18 protein-coding genes and 1 pseudogene are annotated in these 22,179 nt (G+C 74.2%); 14 read left to right on the forward strand and 5 right to left on the reverse strand.

Annotated features, from left to right (window positions below; genetic code table 11):
* Nucleotides 1-464 precede the first annotated feature (464 nt).
* The 4 genes from J5Y05_RS03105 (at nt 465) to J5Y05_RS03120 (ending at nt 8,385) form a co-directional block, all read left to right on the forward strand.
* The gene (locus J5Y05_RS03105) at nt 465-2,246 is read left to right on the forward strand and encodes an SWIM zinc finger family protein (protein WP_443742824.1); all 1,782 of its coding nucleotides are present in this window, start codon (nt 465-467) and stop codon (nt 2,244-2,246) included.
* A 113-nt stretch (nt 2,247-2,359) separates the two neighbouring features.
* Complete coding sequence (locus tag J5Y05_RS03110; RefSeq protein ID WP_210869651.1) at nt 2,360-3,352, forward strand: hypothetical protein; 993 nt, start codon at nt 2,360-2,362, stop codon at nt 3,350-3,352.
* A 237-nt stretch (nt 3,353-3,589) separates the two neighbouring features.
* Nucleotides 3,590-5,449, forward strand: a complete 1,860-nt coding sequence (locus J5Y05_RS03115; protein WP_210868176.1) for an HSP90 family protein — start codon at nt 3,590-3,592, stop codon at nt 5,447-5,449.
* 2 nt (nt 5,450-5,451) lie between these two features.
* Entirely contained in the window at nt 5,452-8,385 is a 2,934-nt protein-coding gene (locus tag J5Y05_RS03120) for a hypothetical protein (protein ID WP_210868177.1), read from the forward strand.
* 17 nt (nt 8,386-8,402) lie between these two features.
* Here the strand turns inward: J5Y05_RS03120 and J5Y05_RS03125 are convergent, their stop codons facing one another.
* Both J5Y05_RS03125 and J5Y05_RS03130 read right to left on the reverse strand, forming a co-directional pair.
* Nucleotides 8,403-9,575, reverse strand: a complete 1,173-nt coding sequence (locus J5Y05_RS03125) for a 4-hydroxybenzoate 3-monooxygenase (protein WP_210868178.1) — start codon at nt 9,573-9,575, stop codon at nt 8,403-8,405.
* A 168-nt stretch (nt 9,576-9,743) separates the two neighbouring features.
* On the reverse strand, nt 9,744-10,484 hold the full coding sequence (locus J5Y05_RS03130) for a helix-turn-helix domain-containing protein (protein WP_247614010.1): 741 nt from the start codon (nt 10,482-10,484) through the stop codon (nt 9,744-9,746).
* A 93-nt stretch (nt 10,485-10,577) separates the two neighbouring features.
* Between J5Y05_RS03130 and J5Y05_RS03135 the strand changes: the two genes are divergently transcribed.
* The 8 genes from J5Y05_RS03135 to J5Y05_RS03170 all read left to right on the forward strand — a co-directional run bounded on the left by J5Y05_RS03135 (nt 10,578) and on the right by J5Y05_RS03170 (nt 18,748).
* Entirely contained in the window at nt 10,578-11,450 is an 873-nt protein-coding gene (locus J5Y05_RS03135; RefSeq protein WP_307853681.1) for a siderophore-interacting protein, read from the forward strand.
* A gap of 265 nt (nt 11,451-11,715) precedes the next feature.
* Nucleotides 11,716-12,633 carry a ribokinase gene (locus J5Y05_RS03140; protein WP_210868180.1) on the forward strand — a complete coding sequence of 306 codons (918 nt, stop codon included), beginning with the start codon at nt 11,716-11,718 and terminating at the stop codon, nt 12,631-12,633.
* A complete protein-coding gene (locus J5Y05_RS03145; RefSeq protein WP_210868181.1) occupies nt 12,630-13,667 on the forward strand; it encodes an ABC transporter permease in 1,038 nt (345 codons plus the stop codon). The genes J5Y05_RS03140 and J5Y05_RS03145 overlap by 4 nt, the downstream gene beginning before the upstream one ends.
* Nucleotides 13,668-13,912: 245 nt before the next feature.
* Nucleotides 13,913-14,941, forward strand: a complete 1,029-nt coding sequence (locus J5Y05_RS03150; protein ID WP_210868182.1) for a sugar ABC transporter substrate-binding protein — start codon at nt 13,913-13,915, stop codon at nt 14,939-14,941.
* Nucleotides 14,941-16,509: a sugar ABC transporter ATP-binding protein gene (locus J5Y05_RS03155; protein WP_210868183.1), complete on the forward strand. Its 1,569-nt coding sequence runs from the start codon at nt 14,941-14,943 to the stop codon at nt 16,507-16,509. The genes J5Y05_RS03150 and J5Y05_RS03155 overlap by 1 nt, the downstream gene beginning before the upstream one ends.
* Nucleotides 16,510-16,591: 82 nt before the next feature.
* Nucleotides 16,592-17,047 carry a D-ribose pyranase gene (gene rbsD / locus J5Y05_RS03160; RefSeq protein WP_030225626.1) on the forward strand — a complete coding sequence of 152 codons (456 nt, stop codon included), beginning with the start codon at nt 16,592-16,594 and terminating at the stop codon, nt 17,045-17,047.
* 121 nt (nt 17,048-17,168) lie between these two features.
* Nucleotides 17,169-17,882, forward strand: a complete 714-nt coding sequence (deoC, locus tag J5Y05_RS03165) for a deoxyribose-phosphate aldolase (RefSeq protein ID WP_210868184.1) — start codon at nt 17,169-17,171, stop codon at nt 17,880-17,882.
* 107 nt (nt 17,883-17,989) lie between these two features.
* Nucleotides 17,990-18,748, forward strand: a complete 759-nt coding sequence (locus J5Y05_RS03170; protein WP_210868185.1) for a GntR family transcriptional regulator — start codon at nt 17,990-17,992, stop codon at nt 18,746-18,748.
* A gap of 98 nt (nt 18,749-18,846) precedes the next feature.
* Here J5Y05_RS03170 and J5Y05_RS03175 read toward each other — a convergent pair whose 3' ends face one another.
* The 3 genes and pseudogenes from J5Y05_RS03175 to J5Y05_RS03180 all read right to left on the reverse strand — a co-directional run bounded on the left by J5Y05_RS03175 (nt 18,847) and on the right by J5Y05_RS03180 (nt 20,242).
* Entirely contained in the window at nt 18,847-19,701 is an 855-nt protein-coding gene (locus J5Y05_RS03175; protein ID WP_210869655.1) for a helix-turn-helix domain-containing protein, read from the reverse strand.
* Between the two features lie 66 nt (nt 19,702-19,767).
* Nucleotides 19,768-20,073 (reverse strand): annotated as a pseudogene (locus J5Y05_RS32565) (DUF6879 family protein); the annotation flags it as partial.
* Between the two features lies 1 nt (nt 20,074).
* Nucleotides 20,075-20,242: a hypothetical protein gene (locus J5Y05_RS03180; RefSeq protein WP_210869845.1), complete on the reverse strand. Its 168-nt coding sequence runs from the start codon at nt 20,240-20,242 to the stop codon at nt 20,075-20,077.
* Nucleotides 20,243-20,516: 274 nt separating this feature from the next.
* Here J5Y05_RS03180 and J5Y05_RS03185 point away from each other — a divergent pair, with 274 nt between their 5' ends.
* Nucleotides 20,517-20,876 (forward strand): hypothetical protein, encoded by a 360-nt coding sequence (locus J5Y05_RS03185; protein ID WP_210868186.1) that lies wholly within the window; start codon nt 20,517-20,519, stop codon nt 20,874-20,876.
* Between the two features lie 130 nt (nt 20,877-21,006).
* Nucleotides 21,007-22,146 (forward strand): hypothetical protein, encoded by a 1,140-nt coding sequence (locus J5Y05_RS03190; protein ID WP_210868187.1) that lies wholly within the window; start codon nt 21,007-21,009, stop codon nt 22,144-22,146.
* Nucleotides 22,147-22,179 lie beyond the last annotated feature (33 nt).

The following is a 22,179-nucleotide window of genomic DNA, read 5'->3' on the forward strand; positions in this document are numbered from 1 at the left end:
AGGCCCCGGCCGTGCACGACCTGCCGGACGACCGCGCGGAGTTCGAGCCTGAGGCTCGGGCCGCGCCTGAGTCTGCGTCCGAGCCTGAGTCTGCGTCCGAGTCCGATCGCGTGCCCGTGCCCGCGCCCGCGCCCGAGCCGGAGGCCATGGCGCCGGTTTCGTCGTCCTCGTCGTCCTCGCCGGCCGCGCAGTCCGTGCCCTCCGCCGGTGACGCCGCCGCTCCCGGCGCACGGCCAGGGGACGTGGCGAGGGAGGCGTTGCGGGCGGCCCGTCAGGAGGCGCGGCGGTCGCTGACGGAGGCCACCGCCCCGGCCCGCCGGACAGGGGCCGAACGCCGTCCGTCCTTTGCCGCCGCCGCCCGGCCCCCGTCCGAGGACGCCCGCGTTCGCGCCGTCCGGGAGGCCCTGGCGGACTCCTTCCGGCTGCCGTTCGACCTGGACCGGACGACCGAGGCCGCCGCCCCCATGGGCGGGCCCGACCGCGGCGACCGGCCCGCCGCCACCGACCGGCCCGTCCCACCGGAGGCCAAGGCGGCCTCCGTCCCGCCCGCCGCCGACGGTCCCGATGGTGACGGCCCGTCCACCGCCGGCCCCTCCGCCGACGACCGCCCTCGTGGCGACGGCCCTCCCGGCGCGGGCCCGTCCGCACACCGCCTTTCGCGCGACATCCGCCCGCGCGACGACGACCCGCGCGGCGGCGACCCCCGTGCCGACGGCCTTCCTGGCACGGGCCGCTCCGCCGACGACCACCCCCGCGCCGACGGCCCTCCCGGCGCGGGCCCCTCCGCCAACCGCCTTCCGCGCGACGACCGTCCGCGCGACGACCGTCCGCGCGACGACCGTCCCCGCGACGGCGATCCCCGCGCCGACGCCCCCCGCGCCGAAGGCCCCTCCGCCCGCCGCCCCCAGCGCCCGGACGACCCCGGTCCCTCCGTCGGCCGCCGCCGCCCCGACGTACCCCCGGCCCCCCATCCTCCCGCCCCCCGTTCCATGGCGGACCCCGGGCGGGACGGGGAACTGCGGCGTACCTTCCCGGCGTTCGCTCCCCGCAAGGGCGAGGCGTTCGCCGCGACCTGGTGGGGGAACGCCTGGGTGACCGCCCTGGAGGAGGGCGCCCTGGACCCGGCCCGGCTGGCGCGGGGGCGCACGTACGCCGAGCGGGGCCATGTCGACGCCATCACCGTGACCCCCGGCCTGGTCCTCGCCTACGTCCAGGGCACCCGCCCCCGCCCCTACCGCGTACAGATCCGGCTGCGCACCCTCGACGACGAGGACTGGCAGCGCTTCCTGGACGCCGCCGCCGAACGGCCCGGACACATCGCCGCGCTCCTGGACAAGGAGTTGCCGCACTCCCTGGCCGACGCGGGCCTCCCGCTGCTGCCCGGCCCCGGCGAGCTGACCCCGCGGTGCAGTTGCCCCGACACCGGCCACCCCTGCAAGCACGCCGCCGCGCTCTGCTACCAGACGGCACGCCTGCTGGACGCCGACCCCTTCGTGCTGCTCCTGCTGCGCGGCCGGGGCGAACGCGCCCTGCTGGACGCCCTGTCCCGGCTCAGCGCCGCCCGCGCGGCCCGCGCCGCCCAGGACAAGGGACCGGTACCCCTCCCCGGCGTCCGGGCCGGCGAAGCGCTCGCCGCGCGTACGCCGCCGCCGCTCCCGGAGCCGCTGCCCGCGCCCCCGCACCCCGAACAGCCCCCCGCCTACCCGGCGTCCCCCGGCGGGCCGGACCCCTTCGCCCTGGACCAGTTGGCCACCGACGCCGCCGCCCGCGCCCACGCCCTGCTCACCACGGGCCGGGACCCGGTCGGCGGACTGACCGACTGGCAGGACGCCGTCCGCCTCGCCGCCGCCCGCCCCGGCTCCGGGCTCACCGCGGGCACCCGCGCCCTCTACGCCTCGCTCGCCGCCGCCTGTGGCCGCTCCACGGCCGAACTGGCCCGCGCCGTCGCCGCCTGGCGCCAGGGCGGACTGGCGGCGCTCACCGTCCTCGACGAGGCGTGGGACCCGCCCGCCGGCCGCTTCGACCGGGCCCGCCCGCTGCTGCTCGCCGCCGACCTCCCCGCCTTCCGCCCCTGGCGCAACCACCTCACCCACCCCCAGGGCCACGTCCAGCTCCGCCTGGGCCGGACGGGCCTGTGGTACGCGTACGAGTCCGAGCCCGGCCGCGAGGACTGGTGGCCCCGTGGCACCCCCGACCTCGACCCGGTGGGCGCCCTGATCGGCCTCGGCACTCCGGTCGAGCCCTGATGCCCAACTCCCCGGGCCAGTTGTGGAGTCGGAGTGAAAACCCTGTGGAAGCCATGCTGGTGACGCCGCATATGCTGCACCGGACGATCACCGGGATCAGGGGAGGCACGGCATTGTTCGGCAAGCTGTTCGGCAGGGGCGCGGAACGACCGGCGGCGCATCCGTACGCCCTTCCCGCCCCCGCCCGGCGGAAGAACGGCACGTACACGCTGCGGGCGCTCGGCGACACGCGGGTCCTCGCCCTGGTGGAGGCCGCCGACGCGGGTGACTGGGCGGCGGTCAGGGCGGCCCTGGCCCCCTTCGACCTCGGCCGCCACCACCGCGTCCTGCGTGAACTCGCCCGGCTGGACGGCGTGGAGGAGTGGATCGTCCGCGCCGTCGAGGAGGACCAGGACGACGAGCACCGGGTCGCGGCCCTGCTGATATCCGGCGCGCGCCACATCGAGTGGGGCTGGCAGGCGCGCACCGCCGAACGCGCGGTGAACGTGTCGCAAGAGCAGTGGCGCGTCTTCTACGAACGGCTGAGGATCGCCGAGGAGCACCTGCTCAGGGCGGCCGAGCTGCGGCCGGAGGCGATCACGCCGTGGGAGCAACTCCTCATATCGGGCCGGGGCATGTCGCTCGGCACCGTCATCAACGAGACCCGGCTGCGGGCGGCCCTGCGCCGTGATCCGCTGGACCCCGCCGTCCACCAGGCATGGCTCACCCAGTTGCAGCCCCGGTGGGGCGGAAAGCCGGGGGAGGCACTGGACTTCGCCCGCGAGGCGTTCACCCGCGCACCGCTGGGGCACGGTCTCGGCTGCCTGATCGCCATGGCGCACATCGAGGAATGGGTCGAGGCCGAGGACGACGACGTGCTGCGGACCCCGGAAGTGCAGGCCGAGTTGCGGGCCGCGGCCGACCACAGCATCCTCCACCCCGACTACGTGTGGAGCCCGGGGTGGCAGCACGACTTCCACACCTTCGCGATGGCGCTGTCGCTGGCCGACGAGCGGCACACGGTCCGGCGCGTCTTCCACACGCTGGACGGGGCCTTCGTCCCCGGGACGTGGTTCTACTACAGGGACCCCGAGAAGCAGTTCGTCCGCGCACACCGCCGCGCCTGAACCGCCCCGGCGCTCCCCTCCGCCCGGCCGCCCGGGTCCACGACACCGGCGGCCGGCCCGGCCCCCGGCCCCGGCCCCGTGAGCCCACCCCGGCCCCGTAGACCCGCCCCGGCCCCGTAGACCCGCACCAGCGCCCCCCGTAGGCCCCACCAGGCCCCGTACACCCGCCCCCGGTCCCGTACGCCCGGCCGCCGGGCCCGCCCGACATCCCTCGCCCCTCCCACCCCGGACTGCCCGATGACTCTGCCCGACACCGCCACGAACCCGGCCGGCGCCGACCGCACCTTCCAGGTGGACCTGCGCGGCCTCGTCGACCTCCTCTCCCACCACCTCTACTCCAGCCCCCGCGTCTACCTGCGCGAACTCCTCCAGAACGCGGTCGACGCGCTCACCGCCCGCCACCGCCTCGCCCCGGACGCCCCCGACGGCGCCCCCACGGACGCCTTCGGCATCCGCCTGTACGCCGACGGCGCCGCCGTACGCGTCGAGGACGACGGCGTCGGCCTCACCGAGGCCGACGTGCACACCTTCCTCGCCACCATCGGCCGCAGCAGCAAGCGCGCCGACACCATCGCCGAGCAACGCGCCGACTTCATCGGGCAGTTCGGCATCGGCCTGCTCTCCTGCTTCCTGGTCGCCGACGAGATCCACGTCCTCAGCCGCTCCGCCCGCACCCCCGACGCGCCCACCGTGGAGTGGCGGGGCCGCGGCGACGGCAGCTACACCGTCCGCACCCTGCCCGCCTCCGCCCGCCCCCGCCCCGGCACCACCGTCACCCTGACGCCCCGCGCCGACGCAGGGGAGTGGACCCGCCCGGCCCAGGTGCACGCGCTCGCCCGCCACTTCGGCGCGCTGCTGCGCCACCCGGTGACCTTCGACGACGGCACCGGCGGCCCCGGCGTGCCCGTCAACCCCGAACCCGCCCCCTGGGCGCGCACCCACCCCACCCCCGGCGCCCGCTCCCGCGCCCTGGCCGCCTACGGGGAGGAGGTCTTCGGCTTCACCCCGCTGGACACCATCGAGCTGGACCTCCCGGCCGTCGGCCTCAAGGGCGTCGCCTGCGTGCTGCCCGAGACGGTGCCGGCCGGACGACGCCACGGGCACCGCGTGCACGTCAAGGGCATGCTCCTGTCCGACCAGGCCGAGGAGATCCTCCCCGACTGGGCGTTCTTCGTCCGCTGCGTCGTCGACGCCGAGAGCCTGCGCCCGACGGCCTCCCGCGAGTCCCTGTACGAGGACGACACCCTTTCCGCCGTCCGCGACGCGCTCGCCGAACGGCTGCGCGACTGGATCGCCCGCGCCGCAGCGAGCGACCCGGACCTCCTCGGCCGCTTCCTCCAGGCCCACCACCTGGCCGTCAAGTCCCTCGCCGTGCACGACGACGAGATCCTGCGGATGCTGCTGCCCTGGCTGCCGTTCGAGACCACCGACGGGCACACCACCCTCGACGAGTTCGCCCGCACCCACTCCACCGTGCTCGTCACCTCCAGCGTGGAGGAGTTCCGGCAGGTCGCCGCGATCGCCTCGTCCGCCGGGCTCGGCGTCGTCAACGGCGGCTACACCTACGACCGCGAACTGGTCCGCCGGCTGCCCGAGGTGCGCCCCGGGACCACCGTCGCCGACCTCGACCCGGCCACCCTCACCGCCCACCTCGACCCCGTCGACCGCGACACCGAACTCGCCGCCGCGGCCTACATCGCCCAGGCCCGCGACGCCCTCGCCGTCTTCGGCTGCGACGTCGCGCTGCGCGCCTTCCAGCCCGCCTCCGCCCCCGCCCTCCTCGTCGACAGCCGCGAGGCCCGCCACGAGCGCACCCGCTCCCAGCTCGCCCGGGAGCAGGAGGGCGGCCTGTGGGGCGACATCCTCGGCGCCCTGCGCCAGGAGGCCCCGCGCGCCCAGCTCATCCTCAACCAGCTCAACCCGCTGGTGCGCACCGCCGTCGCCATCGACGAACCCGAACTCGCCCGCACCAGCGCCGAAGCCCTCTACGGGCAGGCCGTCCTGCTCTCCCGGCGCCCGCTGCGCCCCGCCGAGTCCAGCCTCATCAACCGCTCCTTCCTCGACCTTCTCGCCCACGCCCTGCGCAAGGACCGCTGACGATGCCGACCACACCCCAGACCACCGACGAACTGTTCCAGGCGCTCCGGGAGAACGACCGGCGCCCCCACGGCCGCGCCCGCACCGTCACCGCCGAGGAACTCGTCGAGGCGGCCGAGCAGTTCGAGGAGCCCGTCCCGCTCATCCACGCGCTCCTCGAACTCCAGGAGGCGTACACCTACGGCGCCGAACCCCGGAAGTCACCCGTCGTCTTCGCCCGGCTGCTCACCCTCTTCGACGAGCAGCCCGACCTCTTCGACGAGCAGTTGCGGCACCTGCTCTTCTGGCGGTTCAAGTGGGTGGCCAACGCCCTGCGTTCGGTGCCCGAGATCCCGCTCGCCGGCCTGCGCCAGTGGCTGACCGAGATGCGCGACCGGTACGAGAAGGCCGGCCTCGGCCTCCAGCCGTACTACGGACAGGCGTACCAGCTCGCCGTCCACACCGGCGAGGAGACCACGCTCGCCTACGAGTTGTGGGCCTCCCGCACCCGTACCCGGCTCAGCGACTGCGAGGCGTGCGAGACCTGCGACCGCGGCCTGTACCACCTGGCGGCGGGCGACGACGAGCGCGCCCTCGACACCCTCGAACCCGTCCTGGAGGGCAAGGAGTCCTGCCAGGAGGAGCCCGCCCGCTCCGTCTCCCACGCCCTGCTGCCCCTGCTGCGCACCGGGCGCACCGACCGGGCCCGCGCCCTGCACCTGACCGGCTACCGCGCCTGCCGCCGCAACCCCTCCATGGCCCCCGAGGTCGGCCGCCACCTGGAGTTCTGCGCGCTGACCGGCAACGAGGCGCGCGGACTGGAACTCCTCGCCGAGAACCGCACCCTGTTCGACGAGGTCGACTCCCCGCTGGACCTCCTGGACTTCCTCACCGGCGTGGAAGTCCTCCTGCGGCGCGTCGAGGCCCTCGGCCACGGCTCCCTGCCCGCCTCCGGCTTCGCCGGCCGCACCTGGACGGCGTCCGCGCTGCGCGCCGAGGTGCGCGGCCGGGCCGCCGACCTCGCCGCCCGCTTCGACACCCGCAACGGGACCACCGCCCACACCGACCGGCGCACCACCCGCCTCGACCGCGCCCCCCTCCTGGAGGAACTGGAGCTGACCCTGCGCACCCGGGGCCTCGACGACCTCGCCCCCGACGCGTCCCCAGGTACCGCGGCGGCCCCCCGTACGACCAGCCCGCTCCCCGAGACCCCGGCCGAACTCATCACACGGTCACGCGAGTTGGACGAGGAAGGGCACCCGGACGCCATGGCCTGCCGGGCGCGGCTGCGCGCCCTGGCCGCCGAGCCCGGCTACACCCACCCCGACGATCCGGCGGTGGGCCCGCTCGTCCTGCTCCGTGCCGACCTGCTGGCCGACGAGGCGGAACGGGCCGGTGAGAAGGACGGGTTCGACGAGGCCGTCGCCCTCTTCGAGGAGGCCGCGGGCCTCTACGAGGACGCCGGGGCACCCGACCGCGCCGTGCTCGCCCGCGCCGCCGCCGTGCTCGCCGGTGCCGGGAACGTCCCCGGGGGCGAGCAGGACGCCGACGCCAAGACCGCCGCGCTGACCGCCGCCCACGCCGAGGTGGTCCGCCTGCACGAGGAGACGCCCGGACTCGCCCCGTATCAGGAGGCCCGACTGCTGCGGATACGGGCCACCGCCCTCGGCCTGCGCCTCCAGGGCACGGGCGCCGAGGAGCACGTCGCCCCGGTCCTCGCGGAGGCGGAACTGCTGGAGGAGTTCGCCACCCGGCACGACCTCGCCCTCCAGGTCTCCGGCGCCCGGCTGCTGCGCGCCAGCACGCACGCCCTCGCCGGCGACCTGCCCGCCGCGCTCGCCGAGACCGACGGCCTGCACGGACGGCTGACGGAGCACGGCCCCGCCTGGCACCTGCCCCGCACGCTCGCCCTGCGCGCCCGGCTGCGGCTCGGCCTCCAGGACGTCGAGGGCGCGCACGCCGACCTCACCGAGGCGCTGCGGCGGGCCGCCGACTGGCCGGCCGGCCCCGCCACCTCCCGTCTCCACGTCGACATGGCCGAGGTCCTGATGCACCTGGGCCGCCCCGAGGAGGCGCTGCGCCACCTGACGCGCTCCGCGGAGCTGGACCTGCGCCTGGGCAGCCGCACGGACGCCTTCTGCACCTACTCCAACGCGGCGCAGCTCAGCCTCGACCTGGGCCGCGTCGAGGAGTGCATCGCCCTGCTCGACTCGCTGCTGGCCGAGCCGGACGTGACCGCCGGCGAGGTGGACGACCGGCTGGTCGCCCAGCTCCGGCTGACCCGCGCCCGAGCCCTGCGCGCGGGGGAGGACCTGAAGGCCGCCACCGCCGAATGCGCCGCCCTCGCCGCCGAGTCGGCCGACTGGGACGACGACCCGGGCAGCCACGCCCTGATCGCCGCGGAGACGGCCGTCCTGCTGGGCGAGTCCGGCGAGTTCGACCGGGCCCGGCAGGCCGCCGACCAGGCGATCGCCGCCCACGCCCGGGGCCCGCGCTACGAGCAGCTCAGCAACTGCCTGCGCGAGCTGGCCCGGCTCACCGCCCAGCGGCGGGGAGCCGACGGGCTGGCCGACGCGCGCGCCTACCTCGACGACGCCGCCCGCGTCGCCGAGGAGGCCCGCGCCGCCGCGTACGAACCGCAGGGCCGCGCCCTGGACACCGCCCTGGCCTACGAGCACGGCAGGGTCAACGCCTACGCCGGTGCCTACGAGGAGGCCCTGACCGCCCTCGACCGGGCCCTCTCCCTCCTCGGCGACCCGGGGCAGGAGCAGCCCCACGCCGCCGAGTGGGCCGAGTGCGCGCGCCTGGCCGGCGCGGTGGAGGGCATCTACCTGGAACGCCCCCTCGGCGCCCTCATCCGCCTCGACGAGGCGGTCTCGCTGCTGACCGCCCTCGGTCACACCGAGGAGTGCGAGGAGCTGGAGGCCCTGGCCACCCGGCTCCGCGACGACGAGTAACCACGGCTCTTACACGCCTAGTTGGTCCCCGCGGTGAGTTCGCCGAAGAGGCGGCTCGCCGCGGGGGAGGTGAACTGGCGCTCCAGTTCCGCCCGCGCGATCCGCTTGCGGAACTCGCCCGCGTGGGAGGCGTCCCCGGCGTTGTGCATGGTCTCGGTGATCCACGCCGCGAACGCCTGGTAGTTCCAGATGTGGGGCAGACAGGTCTCCGAGTAGGCGTCGAGCAGGCTGGTATCTCCCTCCCGGTCCCGGTGGATGACCGCCCGCGCGAACACCTCGGCGTCGTGCAGGGCGAGATGGATGCCCTTCGCGCTCATCGGCGGCACGATGTGCGCCGCGTCCCCCAGCAGGTACAGGCTGCCGTGGTGCATCGGGGTGTGGACCACGCTGCGCAGCGGCACGATCCGCTTGTCGGCGATCGGCCCGGTCGCCACGGGGGCGCCGAAGCGGGCCTCCAGCTCGCCCCAGATCCGGGCGTCCGGCCAGTCGGCGGGGGTGTCGTCCAGCGGGCACTGGAGGTAGAGGCGGGCGGCGTGCGCGCCGCGGGGGATCATCCCGGCGAGGCCGCGGGAGTGGATCGCCATGCCCGCGGGCCGGGGCGCGACCTCGGCGAGGACGCTCAGCCAGGCGTACCCGTAGGCGTGGGTGTGCCGGGTGAGGGCGCCGTCGGGGACGGAGGCCCGGCTGACGCCGCGGTCGCCGTCGCAGCCCGCGACGAGATCGCAGCGAAGGCTCCGGGCGGTGCCGGCGGTGTCCCGGTAGCGCACCAGGGGGTGTGCGCCGCCGATGCCCTCCAGCGTGACGTCGGCGGCCTCGAAGCGGAGGTCCCCGCCCTCGCGCAGGAAGACGTCCGTGAGGTTGCGGACGAGGACCTGCTGCGGGCAGAAGAGGCTGTCGCCGCTCTCCTCGTCGAGGTCCACGGGGAGTTCCTCCCCGTCGAGGAAGAAGCCGCCCGGGGCGTCGGGGACGGGGTCGCCCTCCAGCACCTCGGCCAGGCCCCACGCGCGGAACATGCGCACGCCGAAGGCGTCGATGGTCCCGGCGCGCTGGCGCTGCTCGACGTAGGCGCGGCGGTGCTTCTCCAGGACGACGCATCCGACGCCGTTGCGCAGCAGGAAGGTGCCGAGGGTCAGTCCGGCCACCCCCGCTCCGACGATCACGACGGTGGTGCGCTCAGGTGTGTCAACCATGGTGTTTCCGGGTCTCCTTGACAGGACGTGCGTACGGGGCGCGTGTGGTACGCGCCGGCGGGCGACCGAGGCGCCGACGGGGCGCGACGGCGTGCCGGACTCCACTGTCGGACCCGCCGACGGCGCCGCCAACCGGTGAACGGACGCGGAATACCGAAAACCCGCCGACTACGTACGGCGGCCCCGCAGCTCCGCCCGGTAACGGCCCGGCGTCTGCCCGACGACCTCGGTGAACGCCTCGATGAAGCTGGAGGGGTTGGACCACCCGCACTCCATCGCCGTGTCGGTCACGGACCGCCCGTCGGTGAGGTGGACCAGGGCGTGGTGCACCCGCAGGATCGTCCGCCAGCGGTGGAAGCTCATCCCCAGCTCGGTGTGGAAGAGGCGGCTCAGGGTGCGTTCCCCGGCCCCCACGGCCCGCCCCAGCCCGGCCAGGGTCGCCGCGCGTCCGGGGTCGGCGTGGAGCAGGCCGGTGACGGCGCGCAGCCGGGGGTCGCGCGGCTCGGGCAGGTGCAGGGAGTGCTCGGCGGTCTCGGTCAGCTCGTCCAGCACCACCGCGCGCAGCCGCTCGTGGGCGCCGGGACGGACCTCGGGCCGGTCGGTCAGCGCGAGCAGCGCCTCCCGCAGCAGCGGGCTCACCCGGAAGACGCTGGGGTGCGGCGCGAGCGCGTCGCACAGCGCGGCCGGGACGGCGATGACACGGACGTCGGTCCGGCCGTAGAAGCGGTGGGAGTGGGCGAAGCCCGGCGGCGTCCACGTCACCCGGTTGTACGGAGCGACCCAGGTGCCGCGGGCGGTGGTGGTGGCCAGGGCGCCGGCCGCCGCGTACACCAACTGGCCGTCGGTGTGCGTGTGGGTGTCGAGGCGGAAGCCGTGCGGCAGCCAGCCGGCGCCTCCCTGCGTCGGCATCGGAGGGGGCGGCGGCGAAGAGTGGCGGGTTTCCGGCATCAGCCGTCACTCTACCGGTGGTGTCACCCCAGGGGCGTGCACCAGGATCGCCCCATGACCAGCCAGGCACGGCACGCACCGGAGGCCCCCTTGACCACCCCCGCACCGACCGGCGGACACCAACTCCCGCGAGGACGGCGGATGGTGACGCTGACCGTCCGCCGACAGGAGCGGATCGGACCGCACTTCGTCTCGCTCACCCTGGCCGGCGACGACGTACGGCATCTGGAGCGCTCCGGGTACGACCAGGCGGGCCGCCTCTTCTTCTCCGGCCCCGGCCAGGACGACGTCGCCCTCCCCACCGGGGAGCGGTGGATGCTCGCCCACGCCCTCCTGCCCGCCGGGCGCCGCCCCCGCGTGCGGACGTACACCGTCCGGCGCTTCGCGCCCGATCTCTCCTCGTTCGACATCGAGGTCTCCCTGCGCTCCCCGGACGGGCCCGGCGGCCCCGGGAACGCCTGGGCGCTGGCGGCCCGCCCCGGCGACCGGGTGGCCTTCCTCGACGAGGGGAGCCGCTACGCGCCCGCGCCCGGCGCCGGCTGGCAGCTCCTGGCCGGGGACGAGAGCGCGGTGCCGGCGGCCCTCGCGGTCCTGGAGAGTTCCGCCGCCGCCGGGGGGCCGCCCGCCGAGGTCTTCCTCGAAGTCCCCGCCGACGAGGACGTCCGCGCCGTACGCCCCGGGGTCACCGCCCCCGAGGGCACCCGCGTCCACTGGCTGCCGCGCAACGACCCCGCCCTGCGCCCCGGCACCCTCGCCCTGCGCGCCGTCCGCGAGGCCACCCTGCCGTCGGGGCCCTGCTCGGCCTGGGCCGCGGGTGAGTCCGCGCTGGCCACCGGGGTCCGCCGTCACCTCGTCGGCGAACGGGGCGTCCCCCGCGCGGCCGTCACCTTCCGCGGCTACTGGCGCCACGGCCGGGCGGCCCTCTGACGACCGCGGCGCCGCACTGCCGTATCACCGCACCACCGCATTACCGCACCCCGCACGAGGCCGGGCCGATCGTCGGCCCGGCCTTTCGCGTGCCGGACGACGGCGACGGCGACGGCGACGGCGGGAGCAGGGCCGCGGCGAGGGTCCGGGGACCGGCGTGCCCTCCATGTCCGACATTCACTGTGTGCCCGACCATTGACTATGGACATCCCTGTACCTACGATCTCGCTTGTCCATGGTTGTCCATACACAAAGTGGTGTGCCGATGAAGATCGCGGTTGTCGGAAGTTACGGAGCCGGCCTCACCATGCGGGTCCCCAAGGCACCCGCTGCGGGCGAGACCGTCTCGGGCGGCCTCTTCGACTCGGGGGCCGGCGGGAAGGGCAGCAACCAGGCCATCGGCGCCGCCCGGCTGGGTGCCGAGGTCACGCTCCTCACCGCCGTGGGCGACGACGAGTTCGGCCGCTCCGCGCGCGAGCTGTGGCAGCGCGAGGGGGTGAGCGCCGAACACGTGGTCACCGCGGCGGCGCCCACCATGGTCGGGTTCATCCTGGTCGAGCCCTCCGGGGAGAACCGCATCGCCATCGCCCCCGGCGCCCTGGACGAGCTGGACGCCGCCGCCGTCGACGCCTTCCGCGCCGAGATCGCCTCCGCCGACATCCTCGTCGTCTCCATGGAGATCCCCGAGGAAGCCGTCGTCGCCGCCCTCCGCGCCGGACGCGAGAGCGGCACCCGCACCCTGCTCAACCCGGCCCCCGCCCGGCCGCTGCCCGACGCGTGCTGGCCCCTCATCGACGTACTCACGCCCAACCAGACCGAGGCCCCCGTCCTCCTCGGCCTCGACGAGGGGCACGGGCTCGGCGACGAGGACCTGGCCCGCGCGCTGCACGAGCGCACCGGCGGCACCGTCGTCATCACCCGCGGCGGCGAGGGCGCGCTGGTCGCCCAGGACACCGGCGTCACCACGGTGCCCCCGCACCCGGCCCGGACGGTCGTCGACACCACGGGCGCGGGGGACTCCTTCACCGCCGCCTTCGCCGTCGCCCTGGCCGAGGGCCGACCCGTCGGCCGGGCCGTGGAGTTCGCCGCCGTCGCGGGCTCCCACACCGTGTCGATCGCGGGCGTCGTCCCCGCCCTGCCCACCAGAGCCCAGTTGAACGCCCTGATTGGAAACGCCTCGTGACCTCGACCACCACCAAGCCGCCCGCCACCGCGGCCCCGTCGTCCGACGCGAGCACCCGGCAGTTCCCGCTCGCGCTGCGCAGGCTGCTGCACGCGCGGGAGGCCGGCGTCTTCGCCGCCCTCGTCCTGCTCTTCCTCCTGGGCACCGTGCTCTCGCCGACCTTCGCCCAGTCCGACAACCTGCTCTCGGTGGGCCAGCAGATCGCGCAGATCGGCATCATGGCCGTCGGGGCGACCTTCGTCATCCTCAACGGCGAGATCGACCTCTCGGTCGGCTCCACCTACGCCCTCTCCGCGATCTCCACCGGCATGCTCATATCGGACGGCTGGAGCTGGCCCGCGGCCATGCTCGTCGGCCTCGCGGTGGGCGTCCTCGCCGGACTCTTCAACGGCCTGGCCGTGGTGGTCCTGGGCGTCCCGTCCTTCATCGTCACCCTCGGCACACTCAGCGTCTTCCGCGGCGTCGCCCTGCTCATCTCCGACGGCGCCCCGATCTCGCTCAGCTCCTCCCAGCCCGGCGTCGCCGAGTTCAACCTGCTCGGCCAGGGACGGCTGTTCGGCCTCGTGCCGATGCAGTTCGTCTTCTTCGCCGCCGTCGCCGCCCTCGGCGTGGTCCTGCTGGCCCGCTCCCGCTTCGGCTTCAACACCTACGCGGTCGGCGGCAACCAGGAGGCCGCCCGGCTCGTCGGCGTCAACGTCAAGCGGGTCAAGCTCACCGCCTTCGTCCTCTCCGGCTTCACCGCGGGCCTCGCCGGCGTCCTCGGCCTCTCCTTCCTCTCCTACGTCCAGGGCGTGACCGGACAGGGACTGGAACTCACCGTCATCTCGGCCGTCATCATCGGCGGCGCCGCCCTCTTCGGCGGCTCCGGAACGATGTGGGGCACCGTCATCGGCGTCGCCTTCATCGGCCTCCTCCAGAACATCCTCAACATCAAGGGCATCTCGTCCTTCTGGCAGACCGTCGTCACCGGCCTCGTCATCGTCGCCGCCGTCGCCGCCGACACCTGGCAGCGCAGGCGCAAGACCCGCGCCTGACCCCCGCCGCCCGGCACCCGCCCACCCCGCACCTCCCGCACCCTGCGCACTCCGTACGCCCGCGGAACCCGACCCCCGGCCCCTCCGCACCCCTCGTACACCCCCGTACGCCGTGCGGGACCCGCACCCCCCGCGGACCCCGCACACCGGCACCCCGGCGGCCCGGACCGCCCCGCCCACCGCCGCCCCACCGGCCCTTCCTCCCCCCTGCCTCCCGACCCACGCATCCGACGAAGGAGCCCCCGATGTCCCCGCGCACCCTCCTCAGAAGCCTCACCGCCGCCACCGCCGCCGCCGCGGCGCTCTCCCTCACCGCCTGCGGCGCCGTCACCTCCGCCGACGGCGACTCCGGCTCCGGCGACGGCTCCTTCAAGCTCGCCTCGTACATCCAGCAGCGGATCGACGATGACAAGCCGATGCGCATCAAGCTCAGCTACCACGACCCGTCCCTCGCCTTCGCCACGCCGATCGGCTCCGGCATGAAGAAGGCCGGCAAGGAGCTGGGCGCCGACGTCTCCCTCATCGGCCCCACCGGCGGCGACGCCGCCAAGCAGGTCTCCGAGATCCAGACGCTCATCCAGCAGAAGGCGGTGGACGGCCTCGCCGTCTCCTCCGCCTCCAGCGACGCCCTCAAGCCCGTCATCAGCCAGGCTTACAAGGCGGGCATCCCGATCATCTCCTTCAACACCGACAACCCCGACTCCGAGCAGATGGGCTTCGTCGGCCAGGACCTCAAGGGTTCCGGCAAGGCCCAGGCCGAACAGCTCCGCAAGGACCTCAAGGGCGACGTCAACGGCAAGTCCGTCGTGGTCTTCTCCGTCGACACCGGCGCCGGCTGGTCGCACGACCGCTTCAACGGCTTCAAGGAGGGCCTGGACGGCAGCGGACTGAAGATCGTCGGCCCGGTCAACGTCGGCAACGAGCCCAACAGCGCCTACAACACCGTCGAGTCCACCATGTCCGGCCAGTCCAACGTGGTCGCCGTCGCCGGCCTCGACTGCTGCTCCACCACGGCCGCCGCCAAGTGGGTGGCCCAGTCCGGCAAGGCCGACGACATCACCATGGGCGGCTTCGACCTGCTCACCCAGACCGCCGAGTACATCGACCGCGGCGTCCTGAACTTCAGCATCAGCCAGAACCCGTCCGAGCAGGGCTACCAGGCCGTCAAGGTGCTGAACGACTTCCTCACCAAGGGCACCGAGATCAAGAGCGTCGACACCGGCGCCCAGTTCGTCACCCGCGACAACCTCGCCGACGCGACCGTGGAGGACTGATGACCCCCGCACCCCGCGACGCCTCCCCCGGGCGCCCGGACCGCACCGCGGACCCGGGCACCGGCGGGCCGGCCGTCCAGATCCGCGGCCTCACCCGCAACTTCGGGCCGGTACGCGCCCTGCGCGACGTCTCCTTCGACGTCCCCGCCGGTGACATCACGGCCCTCCTCGGGGAGAACGGCGCCGGAAAGTCGACCCTGCTCAAGATCCTGGCCGGCCTCCAGCCGCCCAGCGAGGGCAGTGTCACCGTCTTCGGCGAGGAGGTCACCTCCTTCGAACCGGCCACCATGCTCAGCCGGCACGGCGTGGCGATCGTCCCCCAGGAACTGTCGCTGCTCCCCGACCGCACCGTTGCCGAGAACGTCCTCAGCGGCGTCGAACCGGGCAACCGCTGGTTCCCCTCCCGGCGCCGCATGCTGGAGCGCACCACCGAGCTGCTCGCCGAACTCGACCTCCACTTGGACCCGAACGCCTCCGTCCGCACCCTGGACCTGGCCACCCAGCAGCTCATCGTGGTGGCCCGTTCCATCGCCCGGGGCTGCCGCGTCCTGATCCTGGACGAGCCCACGGCGATGCTCACCCCCGCCGAGGCCGACCGGCTGTTCGCCCTCATGGACAAGCTCAAGTCCGCCGGGACGACCATGCTCTACGTCTCCCACCGCATGCCGGAGGTCTTCCGCCTGGCCGACCACATCCAGGTCCTGCGCGACGGCGGCCACGTCGCCTCCTGGCGCAGCGAGGACACCACCCCCGACCAGGCCGTCGCCGCCATGGTCGGCCGTGAACTGGGCCAGTTCACCCGCCGCGCCGGCGCCGCCGGCACGCCCACCGCCGAACCGGCCCTCAAGGTCCGCGGGCTGAGCGGCAAGCGCCACCACGGCGTCTCCTTCGACCTGCGCCCCGGAGAGATCCTCGGCGTCGCCGGACTCCCCGACTCCGGCCGCGTCGAACTGCTCCACAACCTCTTCGGCGGGGACCCCGGCACCGGCGGCACCGTGGAACTGCTCGGCGAGCCCTACGAACGGCGCAACCCGATCGCCAGCGTCGAACGCCGCCTGGCCTTCGTCCCCGGCGAGCGACGCGCCCAGGGCCTGCTGACCACCATGAGCGTCGGCGAGAACGTCGGCGCCCTCACCACCAAGGCGTTCAGCCGGCTCGGCCTGATCCGCCGCCGCGCCTTCGACGCCGCCGCCACCGAACAGGCCCAGCGGCTGCGGGTCAAGACCGCCACCATGACCCAGCCCATCACCAGCCTGTCCGGCGGCAACCAGCAGAAGGCCGTCCTCGGCCGCTGGCTCGCCATCAACCCGGGCGTGCTCATCCTCGACGAGCCCACCCGCGGCGTGGACATCGGCGCCAAGGCCGAGATCTACGCCCAGCTCACCGCCCTCGCGGACAAGGGCCTGGCGATCCTCTGCTCCTCCTCCGACCTGCCCGAACTGCTCACCCTGACCGACCGCATCGCGGTGATGAGCGAAGGCCGCCTGGCGGCCGTCGTCGACTCCGCCGACGCCACCGAGGAATCCGTGATGACCCTCGCCACCGGAGCGACACCGGCCGCGGCCTGACCCCGCCCTCACCTCGCCCGGCCCCGCCCGGCCCGCCCCGCAGACCGCCGGTCCCGAAGGCCCCACCCGAAAGGAACCCACCATGAAGCGCTCCGGCATCCTCAACGCCGAACTCAGCGGAGTCCTCGCCACCCTCGGCCACACCGACCTGCTGCTCGTCGTCGACGCGGGCTTCCCCGTGCCGCGCGACGCGCACCGCATCGACCTGGCCCTCGCCGAGAACCTGCCCGACCTGCGCACGGTCCTCGGCCTGATCGCCGACGAACTGGTCGTCGAGGGCGTGGTCCGCGCCGAGGACGTCCCGAGCCACAACCCCCGCCTCGACTCCTGGCTCCACGAGCGCTTCGCCGGCGCCGAGTTCACCACCCGCCCGCACGCCGAGGTCCTCGGCGACCTCGCCCGCGAGGCCAAGGCCGTGGTGCGCACCGGAGCCTTCGAGCCCTGGGGCAACATCGGCCTCTACTGCGGCGTCGACGCGCCCCGCTGGTTCGGCGGCGAGGGCGTCGTCGTCCCGGAGCAGTACGCCTCCAAGGTCTGAGCCGCGCGGGCCCGCACGCGGGCGCCGACGGCACCGTCAACTCGTGGCGGCAGCCCATGGAGAAGACCCGGCGGCCGATCCGCCGGGCTCCTGCCGCCACCCACCCAAGGGAGATCACCCCGTGTCCGAAACCACCGTCAACCCCGCCGAACTCGACCTCACCCCGGCCCAGTTGGCGCCCTTCATCCAGCACACCAAGATCGACCCGGATGCGACGCGCGACGAGATGATCGCCCACGCCCAGGAGGCCGTCACCCACGGCTTCAACGCGGCGATGGTGCCCGCCTCCTGGCTGTCGGTCGTCGTCGCCGAGCTGAAGGGCACCGGCGTCGAGGTGGCCTCCGCCCTGGACTTCCCGACCGTCGGTGTCATGACCAGCGCCGGCAAGGCCGCCGAGGCCGCCGAGATCGCCCGCCTCGGCGCCGACCAGCTCGACATAGGCGTGCAGGTCGGCTGGCTCAAGAGCGGCCGCTACGACGACTTCCGCGAGGACATCGCCGGCGTCGTGCGCGCCTCCGGTCTGCCCGTCAAGGTCATGCTGGAACTGCCGCTGCTGACCGACGCGGAGAAGGAGGCCGCGGTCGAACTCGCCATGGAGGCGGGCGCGTCCTTCCTGAAGAACGCCAGTAGTGGCCAGATCGAGACCGCGAACCCGACCAGCGTTCGTTACCTTGTTGACCGGGCGCGGGAAGGGGTCCGGGTCAAGGCGTCCGGCTCGATCAAGAGCTACCGGCAGGGCCTGGAACTGCTGCGGGCGGGCGCCTCCCTGCTCGGGACCAGCGCCGGGCTGGCCATCATCACCGACACCGGTGACGCGTCCACCGTCAGCTACTGACCGGACACCACCGCCGTACCCCGGCCGCCCGCCGCGGCCGGGGTACGGCACCCACGCCGGAGCGACACCCGTCCCCCGGTGAGAGCGGAGAAGGAGATGCGACCACTGTGACGGCCGACAAAGGCGGAGTCCCGGGTATCAAGCGGGACGTGCCCACGGCGATCCACGTCCAGATCTCGGAACACATCCGGCTGCGGATCGCCGCCGGTGAGTGGCCGCCGCACTACCGTCTCAAGAGCGAGCCGGAGCTGGCCCAGGAGTTCGGTGTCAGCCGTGGCACCCTGCGCAGGGCGCTGACCACGCTCATCGAGGAGGGTCTGCTGCGGCAGGTGCGGGGCCGGGGCACCTTCGTGACCTCGACGACGATCGAGCCCGCCATCGCCCAGAAGCTGAGCACCCTCTCCGAGGACTTCGCCGACCAGGGTGTGGTGACCACGACCACGGTGCGCGAGTGCGCGCTGATCGCGCCGCCCAAGCCGGTCGCCGCCCTGCTGGACGTGGCCCCCGGTACCCGGGTCCTGCGTCTGGTCCGGGTCCGCCGTACCGAGCAGGGGCCGGTCGCCCTGCTCTTCAACTTCGTCCGCACCGACCTGGCGCCGGGCATCGAGGAGGTCGACTTCACCTCCTCCAGCCTCTTCGGCGTCCTGGAGGGCACCTACGGACTGAAGATCGCCACGGCCCGCCGCACCTTCGGCGCCGAGGCCGCCGGCGCCGACGTCGCCGACTCCCTCGACCTCGCCGAAGGCGCCCCGGTGCAGTACCTCCAGCAGGTCACCTACCTCGCCGACGACCGCCCGGTCGAATACTCCGACGTCTGGATCCACAGCGGCCGACTCCGAGTGACCTCCCTCCTGCTACGCCGCTGAACCACGCGGAGATCACCGGGCGGCCCGGACACTTGAGGCCCCGCCCCCTACTCCAGGGAAGACGGGGCCGCTCCGCACGGTCACGGTCGGGATCACGGTCACCCCAACGCCTCGATCGCCCGCAGCACGAGAGCGCGGGCATCGGCGCCGTGGACCGCCATCCGGCCCAGCTCTTCGAAGGCGCGAGCGTACAGGCCGATCTCCGACGGCTGGGTGATCCGTACCCGCGCGGAGACCAGCTCGACGGAGACGAGGCGTTCGTCGTACAGGTGGAAGGTCTCGCGCGGCCACTGCCCTCGGGCGGGCGTGGACATCGGGACGATGCCCAGGGAGACCTGTGGCAGGGCGCCCGCCGTCAGAAGGTGGCCGAGCTGGGCGGCCATCGCTTCGGCATCGCAGACCTGGTGGCGCAGTGCGGCCTCCTCGACGACGAACACGAAGGTCCGTCCCGGGCGGTGGAGGACCCCGGACCGTTCGACGCGGGCGCGGGCGGCGTCGGCGCTGTCGTCGACGGGCAGGTCCCGGAAGGCGGCGCTGATCCCGAGGACCCCGGCGGCGTACCCCTCGGTCTGGAGCAAGCCCGGGACGAGGGTGGAGGAGTACACACGGAAGTGACGGGTGTCCCGGAACAGCCGGGGCTCGCTCCGCTGCAGCTCCTTCAGCCCCTGGCGCGTCTCGGTGCGCCACTCGGTGTACAGGGACTCGGCGTGCAGGGACTGCGCGATCAGGTCGTCGACCTGCTCCGAGGCGCCGCATGCCCGGCACCACAGGCGGATGTCCGTGGCATTGGGCGCCGTTCGGGCGTTCTCGATCCGCGATGTCTTGGAGTGGTGCCAGGCGCACCGGCCGGCCAGCTCGGTGACCGTCAGCCCCGCGCTCCGGCGCATCTCGCGCAGTCGACGGGCCACGGTCTCGCGCGCGGCCTGCGCCGAGGACGAAGGGGAGAGGGGCATGAACGGGCCTGTCCGGTGCGTGCTGTCAGATGATCGTGTACTGGTCGTGCGGCGTAGCGCGGCACCCGAGGCAAGGCGGCGGGGCAGCCAGCGGACCTGTTCGCCGGCGGCGACATTGGTGAAGGTGCCGTCGTACAGGAAGCGCGTGTACTCGCTGACAGGCTCGGACACGATACGAGCGCGTCGTACGACGACGCCCCGGCCCACCGTCTCCTGGATCAGATCCAGCCACGGCCGCCACCAGGAGACCCGGTCGAGCGGGTCATGGCGATGGCCGGCCCGCCAGTCGGCGAACGGGCCCTTCTCGTAGTCGACCGCGTAGGCGTCGCGCATCTCGAGGTGGATGGCGGACCGGGTGGCCGAGCCGAGCAGTTCAGGCTACGGCGTGGCCGGGCACCTCGAAACCGGCGCATTCGGCCTCGAGTTCCGGCGTCGGCTTCCATCCCTGGAGCACGAGTTCCTGCTTCTCCTCGTCGACCCACACCGTGGGACTTTCGCCATCGCCCGTCTGCGGGTCGATGCCGATGTATGTCAGCGGCACAGCAACCTCCGGCCATCCGATGTGCAGGGCTGTGCGCCAACGTTGTCTGTCAGGAGGGGCGAGGTCAAGAGGCCCGGCAGCGATGGTCCCCGCAAGGCTGAATCCGTGTACATCTTTGCACATTGCCGGCCGCGGCCCGCCGCACGCTTCTAGCGTCGGCGGCACACGGCAAAACACCCGCGAGTCGAGACGCTCACGGGGATGGCCGACACAGCCGAAGGAGCGCCGACATGAGTCACGGTAACGACCGGCCATCGGGCTCGGGAGCCCCACGGTGAGGGCACGGGCGAGCTTCGTCCCTGCCGTCACCTCCGCCGGAGCGCTCGCGCTGCTGCCGCTGCCCGGCCTCTCCACCGGCCGGCTGACCGCCGGGCAGATCCGGGGCGCCGAGTGTGTCTGGTGCGCGACGGTCCTCACCATCGAAACGGCGGTCGACCTCGGCACCCGGTCCGGGACCTTCGCCGGTGCCGTCACCGCCTGGTACCCCCGAGGCTGCCCCGACTGCGTCCGCGAGGCGGCCCTCGCCGTGTACACCTCGCACCCCAGCACGTGCGAACAGTGCGTCGACGACCCCGCCCTCTGCACGATCCGCAGCGCCCTGCGCGCACTGGTGCTGACCCGCCCGCACCGCTGAGCACCGGCGTTCTCCCGGTGCACGGCGTGATCGTGCCGTCTTGGCCGGGGTCGTTGTTCGGCTCGCCGCGCACGTGGGGGAGTTGTCTGGGCAAGATGGGAGGAAGTGTCCCTCGTCGAGAGGTGCGGTGATGCGTGGCAACGCCGAGGGCGACGAAGCGCCCGCCGAGGAGCAGGAGCGGTACGACGGTGAGGGCGTCGACGAGTACGCCGAGCCGTACGACGTCGAGGACGAGGACGTGCCCGCCCGGACGCGAGGCGGGGAGGAACCGGATGTCTTCCTGGACGTTCCCGTGCTCAAGGTCGACGAGATCGACCTCGACGTCGAGAATCTGCGGGCCCGCGTCTCGCTACAGGCCGAGGTGCTGGACCTGCTGAAACTCAACGTCGGTGCCGACGTCGCCCTCGGCCGGGTGCACCTGGGAATCTCGGGTGTCGAGGCGCAGGCCCAGCTCAGGGTGCGTCTCGACAATGTCTCCGGGATCATCCACCGCGTTCTCACCACCCTCGACCGCAACCCCGAGATCCTCCACGAGCTGGCCCGGGGCGTCGGGTCGGCCGTGCAGGACGTCGGCGGCGGGGCCCGGGAGACCCTGGGCGAGCTGGGCTCGGGTGCCGGACAGGCCGTCCAGGACGTCGGCCGGGGCGCGGGCAGCGCCGTCGAGGACGTGGGCGGGGGCGCCGGCGAGGCCGTCCGGGACGTGGGCGGCGGGGCCGGTGAGGCCGTCCGGGATGTGGGCGGGGGCGCGGGCAGTGCCGTCCAGGACGTGGGCGGAGGCGCCGGGCGGGCGGTGGAGCAGGTCGGGGACGAGGCCGGTCAGGCCGTCGGAGGGGTGGCCGAGGGCGCCGCCGACACGGCGAAGGGCGCCGCCGACACGGCGAAAGGCGCCGTCAAGGACACCACCGACACCGCCAGAGGCGTCGCCGACGACGCCACCGACACGGTGGGAGGCGCCGCCAGGGGCGCCACCGATACCGCCGGAGGCGCCGCCAGGGGCGCCACCGATACCGCCGGGGGCGCCACCGATGCCGCCCGGAACGTGGCCGGAGAGGCCACCCGCGCGACCCGCGCGGTTCCCGGGGCGGCGCGGGAGGGCGACGACGCCCCCCGCACCGAGCAGCACGAGCACCGCACCAGGGGTGGGCACCGCGACCGGACCGTCGAGCGGTCGGGCGGCAGCCGCGCGCGGCGTCTGCGCGGGGAGGACGGCAAGCTGCCCCAGCGCCCCGCCCGCCGCCGCGCCGCTCACGACCGGGACGAGCCGCCCTGAACGGCCCGAGCCACCGGTGCCACCGCCTCCCCG

Source organism: Streptomyces tagetis, assembly GCF_018069565.1.
GTDB lineage: Bacteria > Actinomycetota > Actinomycetes > Streptomycetales > Streptomycetaceae > Streptomyces > Streptomyces tagetis.